The sequence below is a fragment of the Pseudomonas sp. B26(2017) genome (assembly GCF_002113045.1).
Classification (GTDB): Bacteria; Pseudomonadota; Gammaproteobacteria; order Pseudomonadales; family Pseudomonadaceae; genus Aquipseudomonas.
Genome location: NZ_NEJJ01000015.1, coordinates 60,723 through 81,670, shown reverse-complemented (window position 1 = coordinate 81,670; position 20,948 = coordinate 60,723). Strand labels below are relative to the sequence as shown.

The window sequence follows — 20,948 nt, the reverse complement described above, 5'->3', positions numbered from 1 at the left end:
GTTTTTATTGGACAGCTCCGCTGTGCCCGTTGCGGTGGATGGTAGGGGTGGATGTAACAGCTGGCAACAAGGTATTTCGGGGTGTAAGTGCGAGTTGCGGGCCAAGCGTTACACGGGGTTGGCAGGTTTTTGCGGGCCGTGCCATCAACCAGTTGTATCGAAAGGAATAGATTGTGTAGGCCGGCCCGCCAAGGGCAAGGCTCGGGGGTGTTTGCCGTTCGACGGTGGCCTTCCTACAAACGGCAATTGAATTTGCGATTTTTCTTACAGGCTCTGGCGAAGAAATATGACTACGGCTGCCAGTAATTCTTCTCCCCACTCAACTTGCGATCCAGAAAACTCGCCGCGCTGATCAGCGCCAGGTGGGTCAATGCCTGTGGCGTATTACCCAGATGCCGGCCACGGTTATCGAATTCCTCCGCGTACAACCCAAGTGGATTGGCATAACGCAGCAGTTGCTCGAACTCCAGATGGGCCTTTTCCACTTGCCCGGCGCGGGCCAGGCATTCGACGTACCAGAACGAGCACGCGGCAAAGGCGCCCTCAGTGCCGGACAAGCCATCGATGCCGGCATCGTCATTGCGATAGCGGTAAACCATGCCGTCACGTACCAGGTGCTGCTCGATCGCTTCCAGCGTCGCCAGCCATTTCGGATCCTTGGCGCTGACAAAACGCACCAGCGGCATCAGCAGCATCGAGCCATCGAGCGCCGTGCCGCCCTGGTATTGCACGAAATGCCCACGCTCTTCGTTCCAGAAGTTGTCCCAGATGTCGGCGTGGATTGCCTGGCGGGTCTGGTCCCAGCGGGCGAAGGGCGCCGGTAGCGAGCGTTTCGAAGCCAGGCGGATCGCCCGGTCCAGCGCCACCCAGCACATCAGTCGTGAGTGCAAAAAGTGATGCTGCTCACCGCGCATTTCCCAGATGCCTACATCCTTGGTCTGCCAGGTCTCACAGACCTGATCGATGACTTCCATCACATGTTTCCAGCCTTCGTGGGAAATCGCGTCGCCGTACTTGTTGACCAGATAAACGGCGTCCATCAGTTCGCCGAAGATATCCAGCTGGATCTGGTCGTAGGCGCCATTGCCGATGCGCACCGGTTTTGCGCCGCCGTGTCCGGATAAATGCGTGAGTTCGGTTTCCGGGAGTTCCTGACGACCGTCGATGGCGTAGAGGATGTTCAGCTTCATCCGATGGCCGCTGCAATCGCTGACCCGCCCGCGCAACCAGCGCATGTAGTCGTTGGCTTCGTCGACAAAACCCAGGCGCATGAAGGCGTAGACGGTGAACGAGGCGTCGCGGATCCAGGTGTAGCGATAGTCCCAGTTGCGTTCGCCGCCGGGGGTTTCCGGCAGGCCGAAGGTGGCGGCGGCGAGGATCGCGCCGTGCTGGCGCGAGGTCAGCAACTTCAGGGCCAGGGCCGAGCGGTTGACCATTTCCCGCCAGCGACCGCGGTAGTTGGACTGGCCGATCCAGTCGCGCCAGAACTTCAGCGTGCGCTCGATGCACAACTGCGCGGCGCCTTCGGCAAAGCGCGGATCATCGCTGGCGCCGAGCATGAACGCGGCGGTCTGATCCTGCTTGAGGGTGAATTGCGCCACGGCGGCGTCCTGACCGACGCTCAAGGTCTGGTCCGAGGCCAGCCGCAGTGTTGGCTGCCCGCTGGCGCTAAACAGCACATCCTTTTGATCGATAACGGCGCGGGTTTGCGCGCGGGCATAGTCGTGCCGAACGGCGCAGCGCAGATGAAACGTCGCCTGCCCGCTGACCACCCGCACCCGGCGCATCAACAGCGGCAGTGCATCGTCGTTGTCGCCGATGGGCAGCAGATCGGTGATTTCCACCACGGCGTGATCGCTGAGCCAACGGGTCTGCAAAACGTTGGTGTCCGGCAGGTAAATCTGCTCGCGCCGGGCGTCGGGCAGGTCCGGGGCCAACTGGAAAATCCCCGCATCGGGGGTATCGAGCAGCGAGCAGAAGATCGACGGGCTGTCGAACTCCGGCCAGCAGAAAAAGTCCACGCTGCCCTTGTCATTGACCAGCGCGGCGCTGCGCAGGTCGCCAATGATGCCGTGGGCGTCGATGGGGCTTTGTCGTTCGGATTGATGCTCAACCATTGCCACGGAACTCCGGATAGAGGCTCATGCCGCCGTCGATGAACAGGGTGGTGCCGACAATGTAGTCGGAGGCATCGGAGGCGAGGAACACCGCCGCGTTGGCCACGTCCTCGACATCGCCGATGCGCCCGTAAGGGATGAGTTTGAGCAGGGCCTGGCCCGCTTCGCCTTCGGTGGCGTCCTTATTGATCGCCGTGCGGATCGCCCCCGGCGCGATGCCGTTGATGCGGATTCGCTGGTGGCTGACCTCCTGGGCCAGAGTCTGCATCAACTGATCGACGCCGCCCTTGGACGCTGCGTAATTGACGTGCCCGGCCCAGGGAATGCGCTGGTGCACCGAGCTTATGTGGATGATCTTGCCGGCAGCCCGGGACACGCCTTCGCGCACGCCCTGGCGGTTGAAGATCTGCAGCGCGGCGCGAGCGCAGAGGAACTGGCCGGTGAGGTTGACGCCGATTACCGTGTTCCAGTCGTCCAGCGACATATCCACAGCCGCCGCGTCTTTTTGCAGACCGGAATTGGCCACCAGAATGTCCAGTGTTCCGAAGGTATCGAGGGTCTGTTGGAACAGCCGCTCTACATCTTCTTCCTTCGATACATCCGCGCCTATGGCGATGGCCTGACCGCCGTCGGCGACGATCTGCCGGGCCAGCGCTTCGGCCGGCTCGGCTTGTTGGTTGTAGTTGATGACGACAGCGGCACCGGCAGCGGCCAGGGCTTTGGCGGCGCCGTGGCCGATGCCGGAACTGGCGCCGGTGACAACAGCCACTTGGCGGGCGAGGGAAATCTGCATGCAGGGTTGCGCCTTGGGTTGGGGGCTTATTTAGCTGACTGATGGGCGGCGGCGAGAGTTCATCCGCGTACATGAAATGATCGACAGGTTTCTCTTGGGCGTTCCCGAGTCCGCATGGGGCGCGGAGCGTCCCGGGATGCACTCCCACGCGGACGGTTCGACGCCTCGACGTGGGAACGATCAACGCAACAGCGATTGGCCCTGCGCGCGTTGGGGACTTCACATTCCACCAACAATTCCTCGCTTCCCCGGCCGTCAGGCTTTGTGGCAACTTGGCCGCCCCTGATGAGGCTGCATCCGATGGCAAACCCTTACCGCGAGTTGTTCAACGCCCCCGGCGCCCGGGCCTTTGTGATGGCCGCGATGATCGCGCGCATGCCGATTTCCATGACCGGTATCGGCGTGATCACGATGCTCTCGCAATTGACCGGCGGCTACGCGTTGGCGGGTGGGGTGGCAGCGACGTTTGCCCTGGCCACGGCGTTTTGCGCGCCGCAGGTGTCACGACTGGTGGATCGCTTCGGTCAGGGGCGAGTGCTGCCGGTGGCGGCGCTGATCGGCGGGGGCGCGCTGCTGATGTTGCTGCTGTGCACCCGTTTGCAGGCGCCGACCTGGACCCTGTTTGTCTGCGCCGCACTGGCCGGATGCATGCCGAGCATGTCGGCGATGGCGCGGGCACGCTGGACCGAAATCTATCGCGGCCAGCCGCAATTGCAGACCGCCTATGCGCTGGAGTCGGTGCTCGACGAGGTCTGTTTCATCGTCGGCCCGCCGTTGTCGGTCGGCCTGTGCGTCGGCGTGTTTCCCGAGGCCGGGCCACTGGCGGCACTGATCATGCTGGCGATTGGCGTGACGGCGTTTGTTGCCCAGCGCAGCACCGAGCCGCCGGTGCATCCGCATGAGCCGCAGCATCAGGGTTCGATCATTCGTTCGACCGACGTGCAATGGTTGCTGGCGTTGATGCTCGCCATGGGCGTGATCGTCGGCGTGGTGGATGTGGTCAGCGTCGCGTTCGCCCAACAGCAGGGCCAGCCGGCGGCGGCCAGCATCGTGTTGTCGGTGTACGCCATCGGTTCCTGTCTGGCCGGCATTGCCTTCGGCGCGATGCGTTCGAAACTGCCGCTGCCGCGCCTGTTTCTCTACGGCGGTCTGGCGACAGCGGTGACCACGTTGCCGTTGCTGCTGGCAAGCAACATTTTCGGCTTGGCTGTCGCGGTGTTCATCGCCGGGCTGTTCTTCTCGCCGACCCTGATCGTGGCGATGGCGTTGATCGAACGCATCGTGCCGCCGGCCAAGCTCACCGAAGGCCTGACCTGGCTGGTCACCGGCCTGAGCATCGGTGTGGCCATCGGCGCTGCCGGTTCCGGCGCGTTGGTGGATGCGTTCGGCGCCCGCAGCGGTTTCTGGCTGGCGATTGCCGCCGGGGCGGTGGTGCTGGGCTCCGCGGTGCAGAGTTTCCGCCACTTGAAATGACTGAACAGACGCGCGCGGGCTAATTTCTGCAGGGCTGCCTTCGTTCTTCTATACAGACAACTTTTCGAGGTAAGCCGGGTGACTCAGCTGACATTGCTGTGCCTTCCTTATTCGGGCGCCAGTGCCATGGTCTACAGCCGCTGGCGACGCAAATTGCCGCAGTGGCTGACGCTGCAACCGGTCGAGCTGCCGGGTCGCGGCGCACGTTTTGGCGAAGCGCTGCAAACCGATATGCGCGCGCTGGCCCGTCAATTGGCCAGCGAACTGCAAACGACCCTGCGCGCGCCTTACGCCATTTTCGGCCACAGCCTCGGCGCGCTGCTGGCCTGCGAGCTGGCCCATGCCTTGCGCGCCCTGGGATTGCCGGAGCCGGTTGCGCTGTTCGCCTCCGGTACGGCGGCGCCGACGCTGCGCAGTGACTATGACCGCGGTTTCGCCGAACCCAAGAGCGATGCCGAACTGATCGAGCAGTTGCGCACCTTGAATGGCACCAGCGAAGACATTCTCGCCAACGCCGAATTGATGAGCCTGACCCTGCCGGTGCTGCGTGCCGACTTCCTGTTGTGCGGACGTTTCCAGCCGATCCAGCGCCCACTGCTCAAATGCCCGGTGCATGTGCTGGGCGGTACCACCGACCGCGCGACCACCGAGCAGTTGATCGGCTGGAGCAAGGAAACCCTCGGCAGTTTCTCCGTGGACATGCTGGCCGGCGGTCATTTCTTCATCCATGAACACGAGGCCAAAGTGCTGAAGGTCATCAAGGATCAGCTCGACGTACATCACCGCCGGCACTCGATGCCCGCCATTGCCTGAATTTTCAATCGACGACTGCAGGCTGTCTGCCTGCAGTCGTTTCTTCTTTCAGCTCGCAGCTTTGGGCTTGCCGCTGACCTGCTGATACTTCTTCTCATTCGCTAATTTTTCCGGTGTGCATTCGTTTTATAGGGACGACGTGCCTTTGTGCTTCCTGCCTACTGATCCGGATGCTGAGAAATGAATGCTGAAGACTCCTTGAAACTTGCTCGCCGGTTTATCGGGTTGCCCCTGGAAAAGCGCCAGATGTTCCTCGCGGCCCTGCAAAAGGAGGGCGTGGATTTCGCCCGTTTCCCGATTCCCGCCGGGATCGAGGCCGACGATCGCCAGGCGTTGTCTTACGCGCAGCAACGGATGTGGTTTCTCTGGCAGCTGGATCCGCACAGCGGCGCCTACAACTTGCCGGGCGCGGTGCGCCTGACCGGACGGCTGAACCTGTCAGCGCTGGAGCAGGCATTTGCTGCGCTGGTGGAGCGACATGAAACCTTGCGCACGGTGTTCCAGCGCCAGGCGGATGACAGCCTGCTGCAAGTGCCGGCCCCGACCACCTTGAACATCCAGCACGAAGATTTCAGTGCGCTGCCGGCCACCGAGCGCGAGCAGGCTGTCGTGCGTGCCGCCGAGCAGCAATCGGTGTTGCCGTTCGATCTGGCGGTCGGGCCGTTGCTGCGGGTGACGTTGCTCAAGCTCGCCGAACAGGAGCACGTCTTGCTGCTGACCCTGCACCACATCGTTTCCGATGGCTGGTCGATGAATGTGCTGATCGACGAATTCATCCGCTGCTATGACGCCTTTGACGCCGGCCAGTTGCCGGCGCTGGCGGCCCTGCCGGTTCAGTACAGCGATTACGCGCTGTGGCAGCGTCGCTGGCTGGAGGCTGGCGAGCAAGCGCGGCAACTGGAGTACTGGCAGGCGCAGCTGGGCGACGAGCATCCGGTGCTGGAACTGCCGCTGGACCATTCGCGTCCGGCCATGCCGAGCTATCGCGGTACGCGCTACGAGTTTGCCGTCGACGGCCCATTGGCCGACCAGTTGCGCACCACCGCGCAACAGCATCAGGTCACCTTGTTCATGTTGTTGCTCGGCGCGTTCAATGCGCTGCTGCACCGTTACACCGGGCAGACCGATATCCGTGTCGGCGTGCCGATTGCCAACCGCAATCGCGCCGAGATCGAAGGCTTGATCGGTTTCTTCGTCAACACCCAGGTGCTGCGCACCCAGATCGATGGCCAGACCCGCGTCGATGCGTTGTTGCAGGCGATCAAAGAGACGGCGCTCGGCGCCCAGGCGCATCAGGATCTGCCGTTCGAGCAACTGGTCGAAGCACTGAAACTGGAGCGCAGCCTCAGTCACACGCCGCTGTTCCAGGTGATGTACAACCACCAGCCGCAGGTGGCCGATATCGCCGCCCTCGGCACAGCGTCGGGCCTGGTGCTCGACAGCCTCGACTGGCAAAGCCGCACCACTCAGTTTGACCTGACACTCGACACCTACGAGAAGGGCGGCAAGCTGCACGCCGCACTGACTTACGCCAGCGATCTGTTCGACGCGCCGACCATCGAGCGTATGGCGCGCCACTGGTTGCGTCTGCTCAAGGCCATGGTCGCTGATCCCGCGCAACGCGTTGGTGAACTGCCATTGCTGGACGCAGATGAGCAGCACAGGCTGGTTCATGCCTGGAACGCGACAACAGCGGTTTATCCGACCGGGCAACCCGTTCATCAATTGATCGAAGCCCAGGTGGCCCGTACCCCGGATGCACCGGCGCTGGTGTTCGGCGAACAAACCCTGAGCTACGCGCAACTGGATGCGCGAGCCAACCAACTGGCTCATCTGTTGCGTGAGCAAGGCGTGCGCGCCGACAGCCTGGTGGGGATCTGCGTCGAGCGTTCGCTGGAAATGGTGATTGGCCTGCTGGCGATTCTCAAGGCTGGCGGCGCCTATGTGCCGCTGGATCCGGAGTACCCGCAAGAGCGCCTGGCCTACATGATCGAGGATAGCGGCATCACCTTGCTGCTGACCCAGAGTGCGCTGCTGTCGTCGCTGCCGACTGCCGGGGTGACAGTGATTACCCTCGATCAGGAAGCCGACTGGCTGGATCGCTACAGCGAAAGCCGTGTCGAGGGCGGCGTCGATCCGCAAAACCTCGCGTACGTGATTTACACCTCCGGTTCCACCGGTAAACCCAAAGGCGCCGGCAACAGTCATGCGGCGCTGGTCAACCGGTTGTGCTGGATGCAGGAGGCTTACGCACTGGATGCCAGCGATTCGGTGCTGCAGAAAACCCCGTTCAGCTTTGACGTGTCGGTCTGGGAGTTTTTCTGGCCGCTGCTGACCGGTGCGCGTCTGGTCGTGGCAGCACCGGGCGCGCACCGCGATCCGTCGCTGTTGATCGAGACCATCAACCGCTACGGCATCAGCACGCTGCACTTTGTCCCGTCGATGTTGCAGGCGTTCATTCATGAGCCGGGCGTCGAGGCCTGTGTCGGGCTCAAACGGATTGTCTGCAGCGGCGAAGCGCTGCCGCTGGACGCGCAACTGCAAGTGTTCGCCAAACTGCCGAATGCCGGACTCTACAACTTGTACGGCCCGACCGAAGCGGCCATCGACGTCACCCACTGGACCTGTGTCGACGAAGGCGCCGACAGCGTGCCGATCGGGCGGCCCATCGCCAACCTGCGCACCCATGTGCTCGACGCCGAACTGTTGCCGGTGCCGAGCGGCGTGGCGGGTGAGTTGTATTTGGGCGGAGCGGGGCTGGCGCGCAGTTATCACCAGCGTCCGGCGCTGACCGCCGAGCGTTTTGTACCGTGCCCCTTCCACGAAGGCGCGCGCCTGTACCGCACCGGTGACCGGGTCCGCCAGCGTGCCGACGGCGTCATCGAATACCTCGGGCGTCTCGACCATCAGGTGAAGCTGCGTGGCTTGCGTATCGAGCTGGGCGAAATTGAAAGCCGCCTGATGCAGCATCCGCTGGTGCGCGAAGCGGTGGTGCTGGTGCAGGGCGGTAAACATCTGGTCGGCTACCTGGTGCTGGAAACCGCTCAGGCAGACGAACAGTGGCAACAGGACGTCAAGGCCTGGCTGCTCGGCAGCCTGCCGGAATTCATGGTGCCGACTTACCTGATGACGCTGGCCAGGTTGCCGGTCACCGCCAACGGCAAGCTGGATCGCAAAGCCTTGCCGCAGCCGGATGCCGCGCCGCAGCAAGCTTTTGTCGCGCCGCAGGATGCCATGCAGAAAGCCCTGGCGGCGATCTGGGAAGACGTGCTCGGTTTGCAACGCGTGGGTCTGGAAGACAACTTCTTCGAGCTGGGCGGCGATTCGATCATTTCGATTCAAGTGGTCAGCCGCGCGCGGCAGGCCGGGGTCCGTATCAGCCCGCGCGATCTGTTCCAGTATCAGACGGTGCGCAGTCTGGCGCTGGTCGCGATCCTCGACCGTCACAGTCCGGTGGATCAGGCGCCGGCCACGGGCGAAGCCTTGTTGGGGCCGATCCAGCAGCAGTTCTTCAGCCGCGCGATGCCCCGGCGTGAGCACTGGAACCAGTCCCTGCTGCTGACCCCGCGCGAGGCGCTGAATGCTCAGTGGCTCGACGCCGCGTTGACCCATGTGATCAATCATCACGATGCCTTGCGCCTGCGTTTTGTCGAGGGTGCCGAAGGCTGGCAGCAAGCGTACGCCGCACAGGTCGAACGCGCTGACCTGTGGCAGCGCACGGCCGAAACGGCCGAGCAACTGACCGCCCATTGCGACGAAGCCCAACGCAGTCTTGATCTGGCCAGCGGGCCGTTGTTGCGTGCCGTGTTGGTGAGCATGGCCGATGGCACTCAGCGCTTGTCGCTGATCCTCCATCACCTGGTGGTCGACGGCGTGTCCTGGCGTGTGTTGCTGGAAGATTTGCAGCAAGCCTACGAACAGCTCGCGGCGGGCGGTGGCGTGCAATTGCCGGCCAAGACCAGCGCGTTCCAGAGCTGGACTGCGCGCCTGGGCACCGAGGCTGCGCGCTTCGACGATCAACTGGCTTACTGGAAAGCCCAGCACAACGGCGCACGGGATCTGCCGTGCGAACGTCCTGAGGGCAGCCTGCAAAACCGTTTCGGGGAAAAGATCGAATGGCGTCTGGACGCCGAGCGCACGCGCCAATTGTTGCAACAGGCACCGGCGGCGTATCGCACGCAAGTCAACGATCTGTTGCTGACGGCCCTGGCGCGGACCATCAGTGGCTGGAGCGGGCAGCCCGGCACCCTGATTCAACTGGAAGGCCATGGTCGTGAAGACCTGTTCGACGACATCGACCTGACGCGCACCATCGGCTGGTTCACCAGCCTGTTCGCCGTCAATCTGGTGGCGACCGAGGATCTCGACGGTTCGATCAAGGCGATCAAGGAACAACTGCGTGGGGTGCCGGACAAAGGTCTGGGTTATGGCGTGCTGCGTTATCTGGCCGCGCCGTCGGTGCGCGAAGAACTGGCCGCATTGCCTGCGCCGCGCATCACCTTCAACTATCTGGGGCAGTTCGACCGTCAGTTCGATGAGCAGGCGCTGCTGGTGCCATCCGCCGAGTCCGGCGGTGTCGCCCAGGATTCACAGGCGCCGCTGGACAACTGGCTGACCGTCGAAGGCCAGGTCTACGGCGGCCAATTGAGCCTGAGTTGGGGCTTCAGTTCGCAGATGTTCGACCGTGCCACCGTGCAAAGCCTGGCTGATCGCTACGCGGCCGAACTGACGGCGCTGATCGAGCACTGCTGCGCCCTCGACACTGCGCAAGCCACGCCATCGGACTTCCCGCTGGCGCGCATCAGCCAGGCGCAACTGGATGCGTTGCCGGTCGCCGCTGCTGTCATCGAAGATGTCTATCCGCTGTCGCCGATGCAGCAGGGCATGCTGTTCCACACCCTGTATGAGCCGCAGGCCGAGGCGTACATCAGCCAGATGCGTCTGGACATTCAGGGCCTCGATCCGCAGCGTTTTGCCAGCGCCTGGCAAGCGGCGCTGGCGCGTCATGACGTGCTGCGCAGCAGCTTCCACTGGCAAGGCCTGGACAGCGCCCATCAGGTGATCAGCCGTCAGGTGCAACTGCCACTGCAAGTGCTGGACAACACCGACACCGATGCGCTGGCCGAGACTGAGCGGGCGCAGGGTTTCGAACTCGACTGCGCGCCGCTGCTGCGCCTGAAACTGGTGCGCACCGGCGCCGATCACTGGCATTTGATCTACACCAGCCATCACATCCTGATGGACGGCTGGAGTAATGCCCAGTTGCTCGGCGAGGTGATTTCCCACTACGCCGCCGGGCGCTCACTGCCGGCGCCGGTCGGGCATTACCGCGATTACATGGGCTGGTTGCAGCAGCAATCGGCAGACGCCGGCAAGGCCTTCTGGAAGGCTGCGCTGGCGCCGTTGCAGGCGCCGACGCTGCTTGCCGATGCCCTGCGTCCGCCCGTGGGCGGCCATGGCACTGACGAACATCGCGAGGTGATCGACGAATCCGCAACGCGGCGTCTGGGCGAGTTCGCCCGTCAGCAGAAAGTCACCCTCAACACGTTGCTGCAAGCGGCCTGGAGCCTGTTGCTGCAACGCTACACCGGGCAGGATTGCGTAGCGTTCGGCGCCACAGTGGCCGGTCGTTCGGCGCCGCTGCCGGGCATCGAGCAGCAACTGGGGCTGTTCATCAACACCTTGCCGCTGGTGTGCAACCCGCGCCCGGATCACCGCGTCGGCCAGTGGCTGAGTGATCTGCAAGCGCAGAACCTGGCCTTGCGCGAGTTCGAACATGTGCCGCTGTACGACATTCAGGGCTGGGCAGGGCAGCAGGGCTCGGCGCTGTTCGACAGCCTGCTGGTGTTCGAAAACTTCCCGGTCGCCGAGGCGCTGAAACAGGGCGCTCCGGCCGGGTTGACCTTCGGCAACCTGCACAACCACGAACGCACTCACTATCCGCTGACGCTGGGTATCGAACTCGGCGCCACGCTGAGCCTGGAGATGAGCTACGACGCTGCGCGATTCAGCGCCGCCCAGGTGCACAGGCTCTGCGCCAACCTGCGCCACTTGCTTGAGCAACTGATCGCCGACGCCACAGATTGCCTCGGCAACCTGACGCTGCTCGATGAAGCCGCCACACACGCCATGCTCGCCCACTGCCGGCCACCCGCGCTGCTGCTGCAGCACACCGGGCTGGTGCACGAGCGCATTGCCGCGCAGGCCAAAGCCACACCGCAGGCCCTGGCCGTACAGTGCGGTGACCAGCGCCTGAGCTATGACGAACTGAACCGCCAGGCGAATCGCCTGGCCCACCGTCTGCTGGCCAGCGGTGCGGCGCCGGGCAAACGTGTCGGCCTGGCGCTGCGCCGTGGCCCGCAAATGATCGTCAGCCTGCTGGCGGTGCTGAAAACGGGCGCCGCCTACGTGCCGCTTGATGCCAACTACCCGGCCCAGCGTCTGGCCTACATGATCGAAGACAGCCGGGTCGATCTGCTGCTCGACGAATCCGCTCTCCTGCAAGACGTGCCGCTTGCAGTGGGCCTGGAGTATCTGCAGCTGGGCGACCTCATCGAAACGCTGGACGCTTACCCGGACAGCGATCCGCTGAATCACGCCACGGTCGATGACCTGGCCTATGTGATTTACACCTCGGGCTCCACCGGTCAGCCAAAAGGCGTGGCGATTGCTCACGCGGCGCTGCGCGAGTTCTGCCAGACCGGTGCCGAGTATTCGGCGCTGACTGCCGATGATCGCGTGCTGCAATTTGCCACCTTCAGTTTCGACGGTTTTGTCGAGCAGTGTTACCCGCCGCTGTGTGTCGGCGCGGCGCTGATCATGCGCGGCGACGAACTCTGGGATGTGATCCGGTTGGCGGACGAGATCGTCGGCCACGGCGTGACACTGGCGGACTTGCCGGCGGCTTACTGGTTCTTGCTGGCGCGTGAATGCGCTGGCGGCAACGTCGCGAGTCTGGGCGCGTTGCGCCAGGTGCATGTCGGTGGCGAAGCCATGTCGGTCGAAGGCCTGCGCCTGTGGCACGAAGCAGGGTTGAGCCACGTGCGCTTGCTCAACACCTACGGTCCGACCGAGGCGACGGTGGTGTCTAGCGTTCACGACTGCCGCCTGAGCGATGCCAGCGACACCTTCGGCATTCCGATTGGCCGGGCCATTTCCGGCCGCGCGTTGTACGTGCTCGACAGCGCCGGGCAATTGTTGCCGGCCGGTGGTGTGGGCGAGTTGTGCATCGGCGCGAGCGCCTGTCTGGCCCAGCAGTATTTCGATCGTCCGGCCCTCACCGCCGAACGCTTTCTGCCAGACCCGTTTGCCAGCGAGGCCGGGGCGCGTCTGTATCGCAGTGGCGACCTGGCGCGTTACAACGAAAACGCTGATCTGGAGTACGCCGGACGTATCGACCACCAGGTGAAGATTCGTGGCTTGCGCATCGAGATGGGTGAAATCGAAGCCTGCCTGCAAGCGCAGGAGGGCGTGCGCGCCGGGGCCGTGATCGCTCAGGATTTTCCGGGCGGCGCGCAGCTGGTGGCTTACGTGGTGCCCGAAACAGGCACCGAACCTGCGACCGCGCAGGCGCAGTGGCTGGACTCGCTCAAGGCTTCGCTGCAACAGGTACTGCCGGATTACATGGTGCCGGCGCACCTGCTGGCGCTGGACGCATTGCCCCTGAACAACAACGGCAAACTTGATCGCACCGCGCTGCCAAAAGTCGAGCTGAGCCAGGCCCGGTGCGTTCATGCAGCGCCGCAAACCTTGCTGCAAGTGCAGCTGGCGCAGATCTGGGAAGCCGTGCTGGAGTCCGGCGCGGTGGGGCTCAACGATCACTTCTTCGAACGAGGCGGCCATTCGCTGCTGGCTACCCAAGTGATTTCCCGGGTCCGCCAGACACTCAAAATTGATGTGCCGATGCGCACCCTGTTCGAGCAACCGACGCTGCAAGCCTTTGCCGCCGCCTGCGCCACCTTGCAACACAGCGAAAGCGTGCCGATGACGGCGCTGCAACGCGGTGATGCACTGGCGTTGTCTTATGCCCAGGAGCGGCAGTGGTTCCTCTGGCAGCTGGAGCCGGACAGTGCCGCTTACCACGTGCCAAGTGCGCTGCGCTTGCGCGGTGCGCTGGACATCGCCGCCTTGCAGAACAGCTTCAATCAACTGGTGGCGCGTCACGAGCCGTTGCGCACCACGTTCCGTCAGGACGACGAGCGCACTGTGCAGGTGATTCATGCGCAGGGCCAACTGACGATTGAACAGCACAGCCTCGACGCCGAGGACACTCTTTCGAACTGGGTGCAGGCGCAGATTCGCCGGCCGTTCGATCTGCTGAACGGGCCGCTGCTGCGCGTCAGCCTGCTGCGTCTGGCGGCGGATGATCACGTGCTGGTGATCACTCAGCACCACATCGTTTCTGACGGCTGGTCGATGCAAGTGATGGTGCGCGAACTGATGGCGATGTATGCCGCACAACGCGCCGGCCAACCGCTCGAACTGCCCGCGCTGGCGCTGCAATACGCCGATTTCGCGCAGTGGCAACGGCAGTGGATGGAGGCGGGCGAGCGTCAGCGTCAGCTCGATTATTGGGTGGGCCAACTGGGCGGCGAACAACCGGTGCTGGAGCTGCCGCTCGATCATTCGCGTCCGGCGGTGCAGAGCTATCGCGGCGCGCGACTGGATGCACCATTGGAGCCCGCGTTGAGCGCGCAATTGCAGGAGTTTGCGCGACGTGAGGGCGTGACGATGTTCATGCTCCTGCTGGCCTCGTTCCAGACCCTGTTGCACCGCTACAGCGGTCAGGACGATATCCGCGTCGGCGTGCCGATTGCCAACCGCAACCGCGCCGAAACCGAGGGCCTGATCGGCTTCTTCGTCAACACCCAGGTGATGCGTGCACAGTTTGCCGGCGACCTGAGTTTCCGTGATCTGCTGGCGCAGACACGGCAGGCTGCAATGGGCGCCCAGGCGCATCAGGATCTGCCGTTCGAGCAATTGGTGGAAGCGCTGGCGCCAGAGCGCAGCCTCAGCCACAGCCCGTTGTTCCAGGTACTGTTCAACCACCAGCGCGATGCGGCGCCGGTCACCGATGTGGCGGATTTGCGCATCGAAGGCCTGCCGTGGAACAGCGCCACCGCGCAATTCGACCTGACCCTGGACACCACGGAAACCGCCGCCGGGCTGATGGTCAGCCTGACCTACGCCAGCGACTTGTTCGAAGCGTCGACCATTGCGCGCCTGTTCGAACATTGGCAGGCATTGTTGCGGGCGATTGTCGCTGAGCCGCAGCAAGCGATCGCCGCGTTGCCGATGCTCGCCGCGCAAGAGCGTCAGCAGATCCTTGAAGACTGGAACGCCACTGCCACCGAATACCCGCTACACCTGAGCGTGCAGCAGTTGATCGAAGCGCAAGTGCTGCGCACCCCGGGCGCCCCGGCGCTGAAGTTCGCCGACGAATGCCTGAGCTACGCGCAGCTCAATGCCCGCGCCAACCGCCTGGCGCACAAGCTGATGGCGCAGGGTGTCAGGCCTGAAAGCCTGGTCGGCATCGCTGCCGAACGTTCTATCGAAATGGTCGTCGGTCTGTTGGCCGTGCTCAAGGCCGGGGGCGCCTACGTGCCGCTCGACCCGGAATACCCGCAGGATCGCCTGGCCTACATGATCGAAGACAGCGGCGTGCAGCTGCTGCTGACTCAGGCGCATCTGCTCGATGCCTTGCCATTGAGCGGGCAGGTGCAAACCCTGTTGCTCGAGGAATCGCTTGAGGGCTTCGCCAGCGACAATCCGCCCGTGGCGGTCACCGGTGAAAACCTCGCCTACGTGATCTACACCTCCGGTTCCACCGGCAAACCGAAAGGTGCCGGCAACCGTCATGTCGCCCTGACCAACCGTCTGTGCTGGATGCAACAGGCCTATGAGATCGGCGCGGGCGACAGCGTGCTGCAGAAGACGCCGTTCAGCTTTGACGTTTCGGTGTGGGAGTTCTTCTGGCCATTGATGACCGGCGCACGGCTGGTCGTCGCAGCGCCGGGCGATCACCGCGATCCGGCAAGACTGGTGGCGTTGATCAACCGCGAACACATCACCACGCTGCACTTTGTGCCGTCGATGTTGCAAGCCTTCCTGCAGGACGCCGACGTCGCCACGTGCACCCGCCTGCAACGCATCGTGTGCAGTGGCGAAGCGCTGCCGGCGGACGCGCAACAGCAAGTCTTCGCCAAACTGCCGGCGGCCGGGCTTTACAACCTTTACGGCCCGACGGAGGCCGCTATCGACGTCACGCACTGGACGTGTGTGGAGGAGGGCCGCGACAGCGTGCCGATCGGACAGCCGATTGCCAACCTCGGCTGCTACATCCTTGACAACAACCTCGAGCCGGTGCCGACCGGTGTGCTCGGCGAGTTGTACCTGGCGGGCGTCGGCCTGGCACGCGGTTACCACCAGCGTCCGGCGCTGACCGCCGAACGTTTTGCCGTCAGCCCCTATGGCGATGGCGAGCGGATCTACCGCACCGGAGACCTGGCGCGCTACCGCGCCGACGGCGTGATCGAATACGCCGGCCGGATCGACCATCAGGTCAAGCTGCGCGGCTTGCGTATCGAACTCGGTGAAATCGAAGCGCGTCTGCTGGAGCATGGCAACGTCCGTGAGGCGGCGGTGCTGGTGATCGACGGCAAGCTGCTGACCGCTTACGTGGTGTTGAACGAAGAGAGCGCAGACTGGCGCGACAGCCTGATGCGCCACCTGCACGCCGGACTGCCGGAGTACATGGTGCCCAATCAGTGGCTGAATCTTGCGCAGATGCCGTTGAGCCCCAACGGCAAGCTGGATCGCAAGGCGCTGCCGAAACCCGAATTGGGCGCCGGCAAGGCCGAATACATCGCGCCGCGCAATGAGCTGGAGCAACGCATCGCGGCGGTGTGGGCTGATGTGCTGAAGCTGCCGCGAGTAGGGCTGGGCGATAACTTCTTTGAACTGGGCGGCGATTCGATCATTTCGATTCAAGTGGTGGCCCGTGCCCGTCAGGCCGGTATCCGCTTTACCCCCAAGGACTTGTTCCAGTATCAGACCGTCCAGGCACTGGCAGGCGTCGCGACGCTGGGCGATGGTGCGGGGCCGATCGACCAGGGCCCGGTCAGCGGTGCCACACCGTTGCTGCCGTTCCAGCAGTGGTTCTTCGCGACGGACATTGCCGAGCGTCATCACTGGAACCAGTCGGTGATGCTCAAGCCGGCGATCTGCATTGAGGCCGATGCACTTGAACAAGCCTTGCAGGCGTTGGTTGCGCATCACGATGCCTTGCGTCTGTCGTTCACTGAAACGAGCGACGGCTGGAGCGCAAATCACCACGCAACAACCGTCAGGCACGCGCTGTTGATGCAGGCTTCGGTCAGCGATGAACAACAGTTGCAGGACGCCTGCCTTGCGGCGCAGCGCAGCTTCGACCTGGCTCAAGGTCCGCTGTTGCGTGGCTTGCTGGTGAGCCTGGCCGATGGTTCACAACGCTTGTTGCTGGCGGTGCACCACCTGGTGGTGGACGGGGTGTCCTGGCGGATTCTGCTGGAAGATTTGCAAAGCGCTTATCAACAGCGCATCGATGGCAAACCCCTGCGCCTGCCGGCCAGGACCAGCGCCTTCAAGCACTGGGCCGAACGCTTGCAACAGCACGCGCCGCAACTGGCGGGTGAACTCGATCTGTGGCGCGCACAACTGGCTGATGCACCCGTCGACCTGCCGTGCATCAATCCGCAGGCCCGTCTGCAAAACCGCGATGCGCACACCGTACAGACGCGCCTCGATCAAGCGCTGACCCGACAACTGCTGCAACAGGCGCCGGCGGCGTATCGCACTCAGGTCAATGATTTGCTGATGACCGCGCTGGCTCGGGTCATCTGCCGCTGGACGGGGCAGGCTTCGACCCTGATTCAGCTGGAAGGGCACGGTCGTGAAGACCTGTTTGACGACCTTGACCTGAGTCGCAGCGTCGGCTGGTTCACCAGTCTGTTCCCGGTGCGCCTGACCCCGACCGCGTCGTTCGACGGTTCAATCAAGCAGATCAAGGAGCAGTTGCGGGCGATTCCCGGCAAGGGCCTGGGCTTTGGCGTGCTGCGTTATTTCGGTGATGAAGCGACCCGCCGCGAGCTGGCGGCGCTGCCGACACCGCGCATCACGTTCAACTACCTCGGGCAATTCGACAGCCAGTTCGATGACGGCACACTGTTCGCCCCGGCCAGCGAAAAGGCCGGGGACGAACAAAGTCCGTTGGCGCCGCTGGGCAACTGGCTGGAGCTCAATGGTCAGGTCTACGGTGGCGAGCTGAGTCTGGGCTGGACGTTCAGCCGCGAGATGTTCGATGAAGCGACCATTCAACGTCTGGCGGATGAGTACGCGAGCGAACTGGCGGCGCTGATCGAGCATTGCTGCGCTGCACGCAATGCCGGCGTCACGCCGTCGGACTTCCCGTTGGCGCCGCTCAACCAGCAACAGCTCGATGCCTTGCCGCACGCCGGTGCCGAGGTCGAAGACATCTACCCACTGTCGCCGATGCAACAGGGCATGTTGTTCCACAGCCTGTACGAGCAGGGTTCGGGGGATTACATCAACCAGATGCGCGTCAGCGTCGAAGGCCTTGATCCCGAGCGTTTGCGTCAGGCCTGGCAGGGCGCCGTCGATCGGCATGCGATTCTGCGCACGCGCTTCGTGTGGATCTCCGAGCAGGAGCAGCCGCTGCAAATCGTCCAGCGTCGTGCCCAATTGCCGTTCAGCCTGCATGACTGGCGCGGTCGGCCTGAACTGGCGGGAGCGCTCGACGGGCTGGCGCAGGAGCAACTGCAACAAGGCTTCGACCTGCTGCAGGCGCCCTTGCTGCGCCTGGTGCTGGTCCGCACCGGCGATGACCGCTTCGAGATGATCTACACCAGCCATCACATTCTCATGGACGGCTGGAGCAACTCGCAGTTGCTCGGCGAAGTGATGCAACGCTACGCCGGTGAAACCCCGGCCGCGCCGGTGGGCCGTTATGGCGATTACATCGGCTGGCTGCAGCGTCAGGACGGTCAGGCCAGCGAGCGTTTCTGGACGGAGCGTCTGGCCGACCTGGACGAGCCGACCCATCTGGCCCGCAGTTGCCTCGATACACTGGCGACTGCCGGCCAGAGCGGTTACGACCAGCAGACCCATTGGCTGGACCGTGAGCAGACTCAACGTCTGGGGGCGTTCGCCCGTCAGCACAAGGTCACCCTCAACACCGTGGTGCAGGCCGCCTGGCTGTTGCTGTTGCAGCGTTACACCGGGCAACTGACCGTGGCGTTCGGCGCTACGGTCGCCGGGCGTCCGGCCGAGTTGCCAGGTGTCGAGCAACAGATCGGTCTGTTCATCAACACGTTGCCGGTGATCGCCACCCCGCGTGTCGAGCAATCCCTCGGTGAGTGGCTGCAAACCGTGCAGGCGCTGAACCTGGCCATGCGCGAATTCGAATACACGCCACTGGCGGACATTCAGCGCTGGTCCGGGCAACGCGGTGAAGGCTTGTTCGACAGCCTGCTGGTGTTCGAGAACTACCCGGTGTCGGAGGCGCTGAACAACGGTGCGCCGCAAGGCTTGCGTTTCGACCAGGCGCGCAGCCAGGAGCAGACCAACCTGCCGTTGACGGTGCTGGTGGACCTGAGCGACAGCCTGTCGTTGCAGTTCGCCTATGCCCGTCAGCATTTCAGCGCAGCGCAGATCGAGCAGATCGCGGGTCACCTGCAGCACCTGTTGCAGCAAATGGCCGACTCGCCCGCGCAACGTCTGCTGGCCGATCTGAGCCTGTTCGAAGACGCACAACAACAGGCGATGTTGCACGACTGGAACCGCGCGCCGGCCACCTTTGCGCAAACCCGCACCTTGCCACAGCTGATCGAAGCGCAAGTGCGGCGGGCGCCGCAGGCGATTGCCGTGAGCCTGGGCGAGGAGCAATTGAGCTACGGCGAACTCAACGCCCGCGCCAACCGCCTGGCCCATGCTCTGATCGCGCGGGGCGTCGGGGCCGATGTGCTGGTGGGGCTGGCGGCCGAGCGTTCGATCGAAATGATCGTCGGCCTGGTCGCCATCCTCAAGGCTGGCGGGGCTTACCTGCCGTTGGATCCGCAGTATCCGGCCGAGCGCCTGCAATACATGATCGAAGACAGCGGCATTGCCTTGCTGCTGATGCAGCCGGGTGTGCTCGATCATCTGGAGATTGCCGAGCGCGTCGAAACCCTGCTGCTGGGTGATGACAGCCGCTGGCAGGATCAATTGGCAACCGATCCGCAGGTCTGGGCCGACAGTGCCAGCCTCGCTTACGTGATCTATACCTCGGGCTCCACCGGCAAGCCGAAAGGTACGCTGCTGGCTCACGACAACGTGCTGCGTCTGTTCGAGGCCACGCAGCCCTGGTTCAACTTCGGTGCCGAGGATCGCTGGACGCTGTTCCACTCGTACGCGTTTGACTTTTCGGTCTGGGAAATCTTCGGCGCACTGTTGCATGGCGGGCGTCTGGTGATCGTGCCGCACAGCGTTAGCCGCTCGCCGCAGGAGTTTCATGCGCTGCTGTGCCGTGAGCGCATCACCGTGCTCAACCAGACGCCGTCGGCATTCAAGCAACTGATGCAAGTCGCTTGCGATGCGCCGCAGGTTCCGCAACTGTCGTTGCGTTACGTCGTGTTTGGCGGTGAAGCGCTGGAAGTGCGCAGCCTGCGTCCATGGTTCGAACGCTTCGGCGATGCCGCGCCACAGCTGATCAACATGTACGGCATCACCGAAACCACGGTTCATGTGACTTACCGTCCGCTGACCCTGGCCGATCTCGAACTGGATGCCGGCAGCCCGTTGGGTGAGCCGATCCCGGATCTGGGCTGGTACGTGCTCGACGCCGACCTGAAACCGGTGGCCAAGGGCTGCATCGGCGAGTTGCACGTCAGCGGTGCCGGGTTGGCACGCGGTTATCTCAAGCGTGCCGACCTCAGCGCCTTGCGTTTCGTGCCGAACCCGTTCGCTGGCGACGGTGCGCGGCTGTACCGCACCGGTGACCTGGCGCGCTATCGCGCCGATGGCCGGATCGAGTACGCCGGGCGTATCGACCATCAGGTGAAGATCCGTGGCTTCCGTATCGAGCTGGGTGAAATCGAGGCGCAACTGTTGGCGCTGCCGCAAATCCGTCAGGCCGTGGTGCTGGATCAGCCAGGCGCCGGCGGCGTGCAACTGGTTGCGTATCTGGTGGCCGATCAGTCGGTCGAGCTCGACCAGCAGGGCCAGTGGCGTGAACGCCTGCGCCAGGCGCTCAAGCACAACTTGCCGGATTACATGGTGCCGGCGCACCTGTTGCTCCTCGACAGCCTGCCGCTGACCGCCAACGGCAAGCTTGATCGCAAGGCCCTGCCACAACCGGACGCCAGCCTGCTGCAACACAGCTATGTGGCGCCTGAAACTGAACTGCAACGGCAGGTCGCCGGGGTCTGGGCCGATGTCCTGAAACTGGAGCGGGTCGGCCTGACAGACAATTTCTTCGAGCTCGGCGGTCATTCGCTGCTGGCCACGCAGGTGGCCCTGCGTCTGCGTGAGTTGCTGGGCTTCGAAGTGCCGTTGGCCAGCCTGTTCGCCAGTGCCGACCTGGCGGCTTTCAGCGAAGCCGTACAAGCCCTGCAACCCGATTTGCAGCCCGTTCATGATGTTTTGGCTAAATCCTTGGAGGCTCTCAATCGTTTATCAGCAGATGAACTTGAAAAACTGATTTCCTGAGAGGACCACGG

Annotated in this window: 5 protein-coding genes; 3 read left to right on the top strand and 2 right to left on the bottom strand. The window is 63.6% G+C overall.

Annotated elements, in window-relative coordinates; all coding sequences use genetic code 11:
- Positions 1–290: 290 nt before the first annotated feature.
- Together CAF79_RS21475 and CAF79_RS21470 are read right to left on the bottom strand one after the other, a co-directional pair.
- Complete coding sequence (locus CAF79_RS21475; protein WP_085700196.1) at positions 291–2,117, bottom strand: glycoside hydrolase family 15 protein; 1,827 nt, start codon at positions 2,115–2,117, stop codon at positions 291–293.
- The gene (locus CAF79_RS21470; RefSeq protein ID WP_085700195.1) at positions 2,110–2,910 is read right to left on the bottom strand and encodes a glucose 1-dehydrogenase; all 801 of its coding nucleotides are present in this window, start codon (positions 2,908–2,910) and stop codon (positions 2,110–2,112) included. The genes CAF79_RS21475 and CAF79_RS21470 overlap by 8 nt, the downstream gene beginning before the upstream one ends.
- 300 nt (positions 2,911–3,210) lie before the next feature.
- Here CAF79_RS21470 and CAF79_RS21465 point away from each other — a divergent pair, with 300 nt between their 5' ends.
- From CAF79_RS21465 to CAF79_RS21455, 3 genes are all read left to right on the top strand, one after another.
- A complete protein-coding gene (locus CAF79_RS21465; RefSeq protein WP_085700194.1) occupies positions 3,211–4,383 on the top strand; it encodes an MFS transporter in 1,173 nt (390 codons plus the stop codon).
- Positions 4,384–4,461: 78 nt separating this feature from the next.
- On the top strand, positions 4,462–5,196 hold the full coding sequence (locus tag CAF79_RS21460) for a thioesterase II family protein (protein ID WP_085700193.1): 735 nt from the start codon (positions 4,462–4,464) through the stop codon (positions 5,194–5,196).
- A gap of 180 nt (positions 5,197–5,376) precedes the next feature.
- Positions 5,377–20,937 carry a non-ribosomal peptide synthetase gene (locus CAF79_RS21455; RefSeq protein WP_085700192.1) on the top strand — a complete coding sequence of 5,187 codons (15,561 nt, stop codon included), beginning with the start codon at positions 5,377–5,379 and terminating at the stop codon, positions 20,935–20,937.
- Positions 20,938–20,948: the final 11 nt, after the last annotated feature.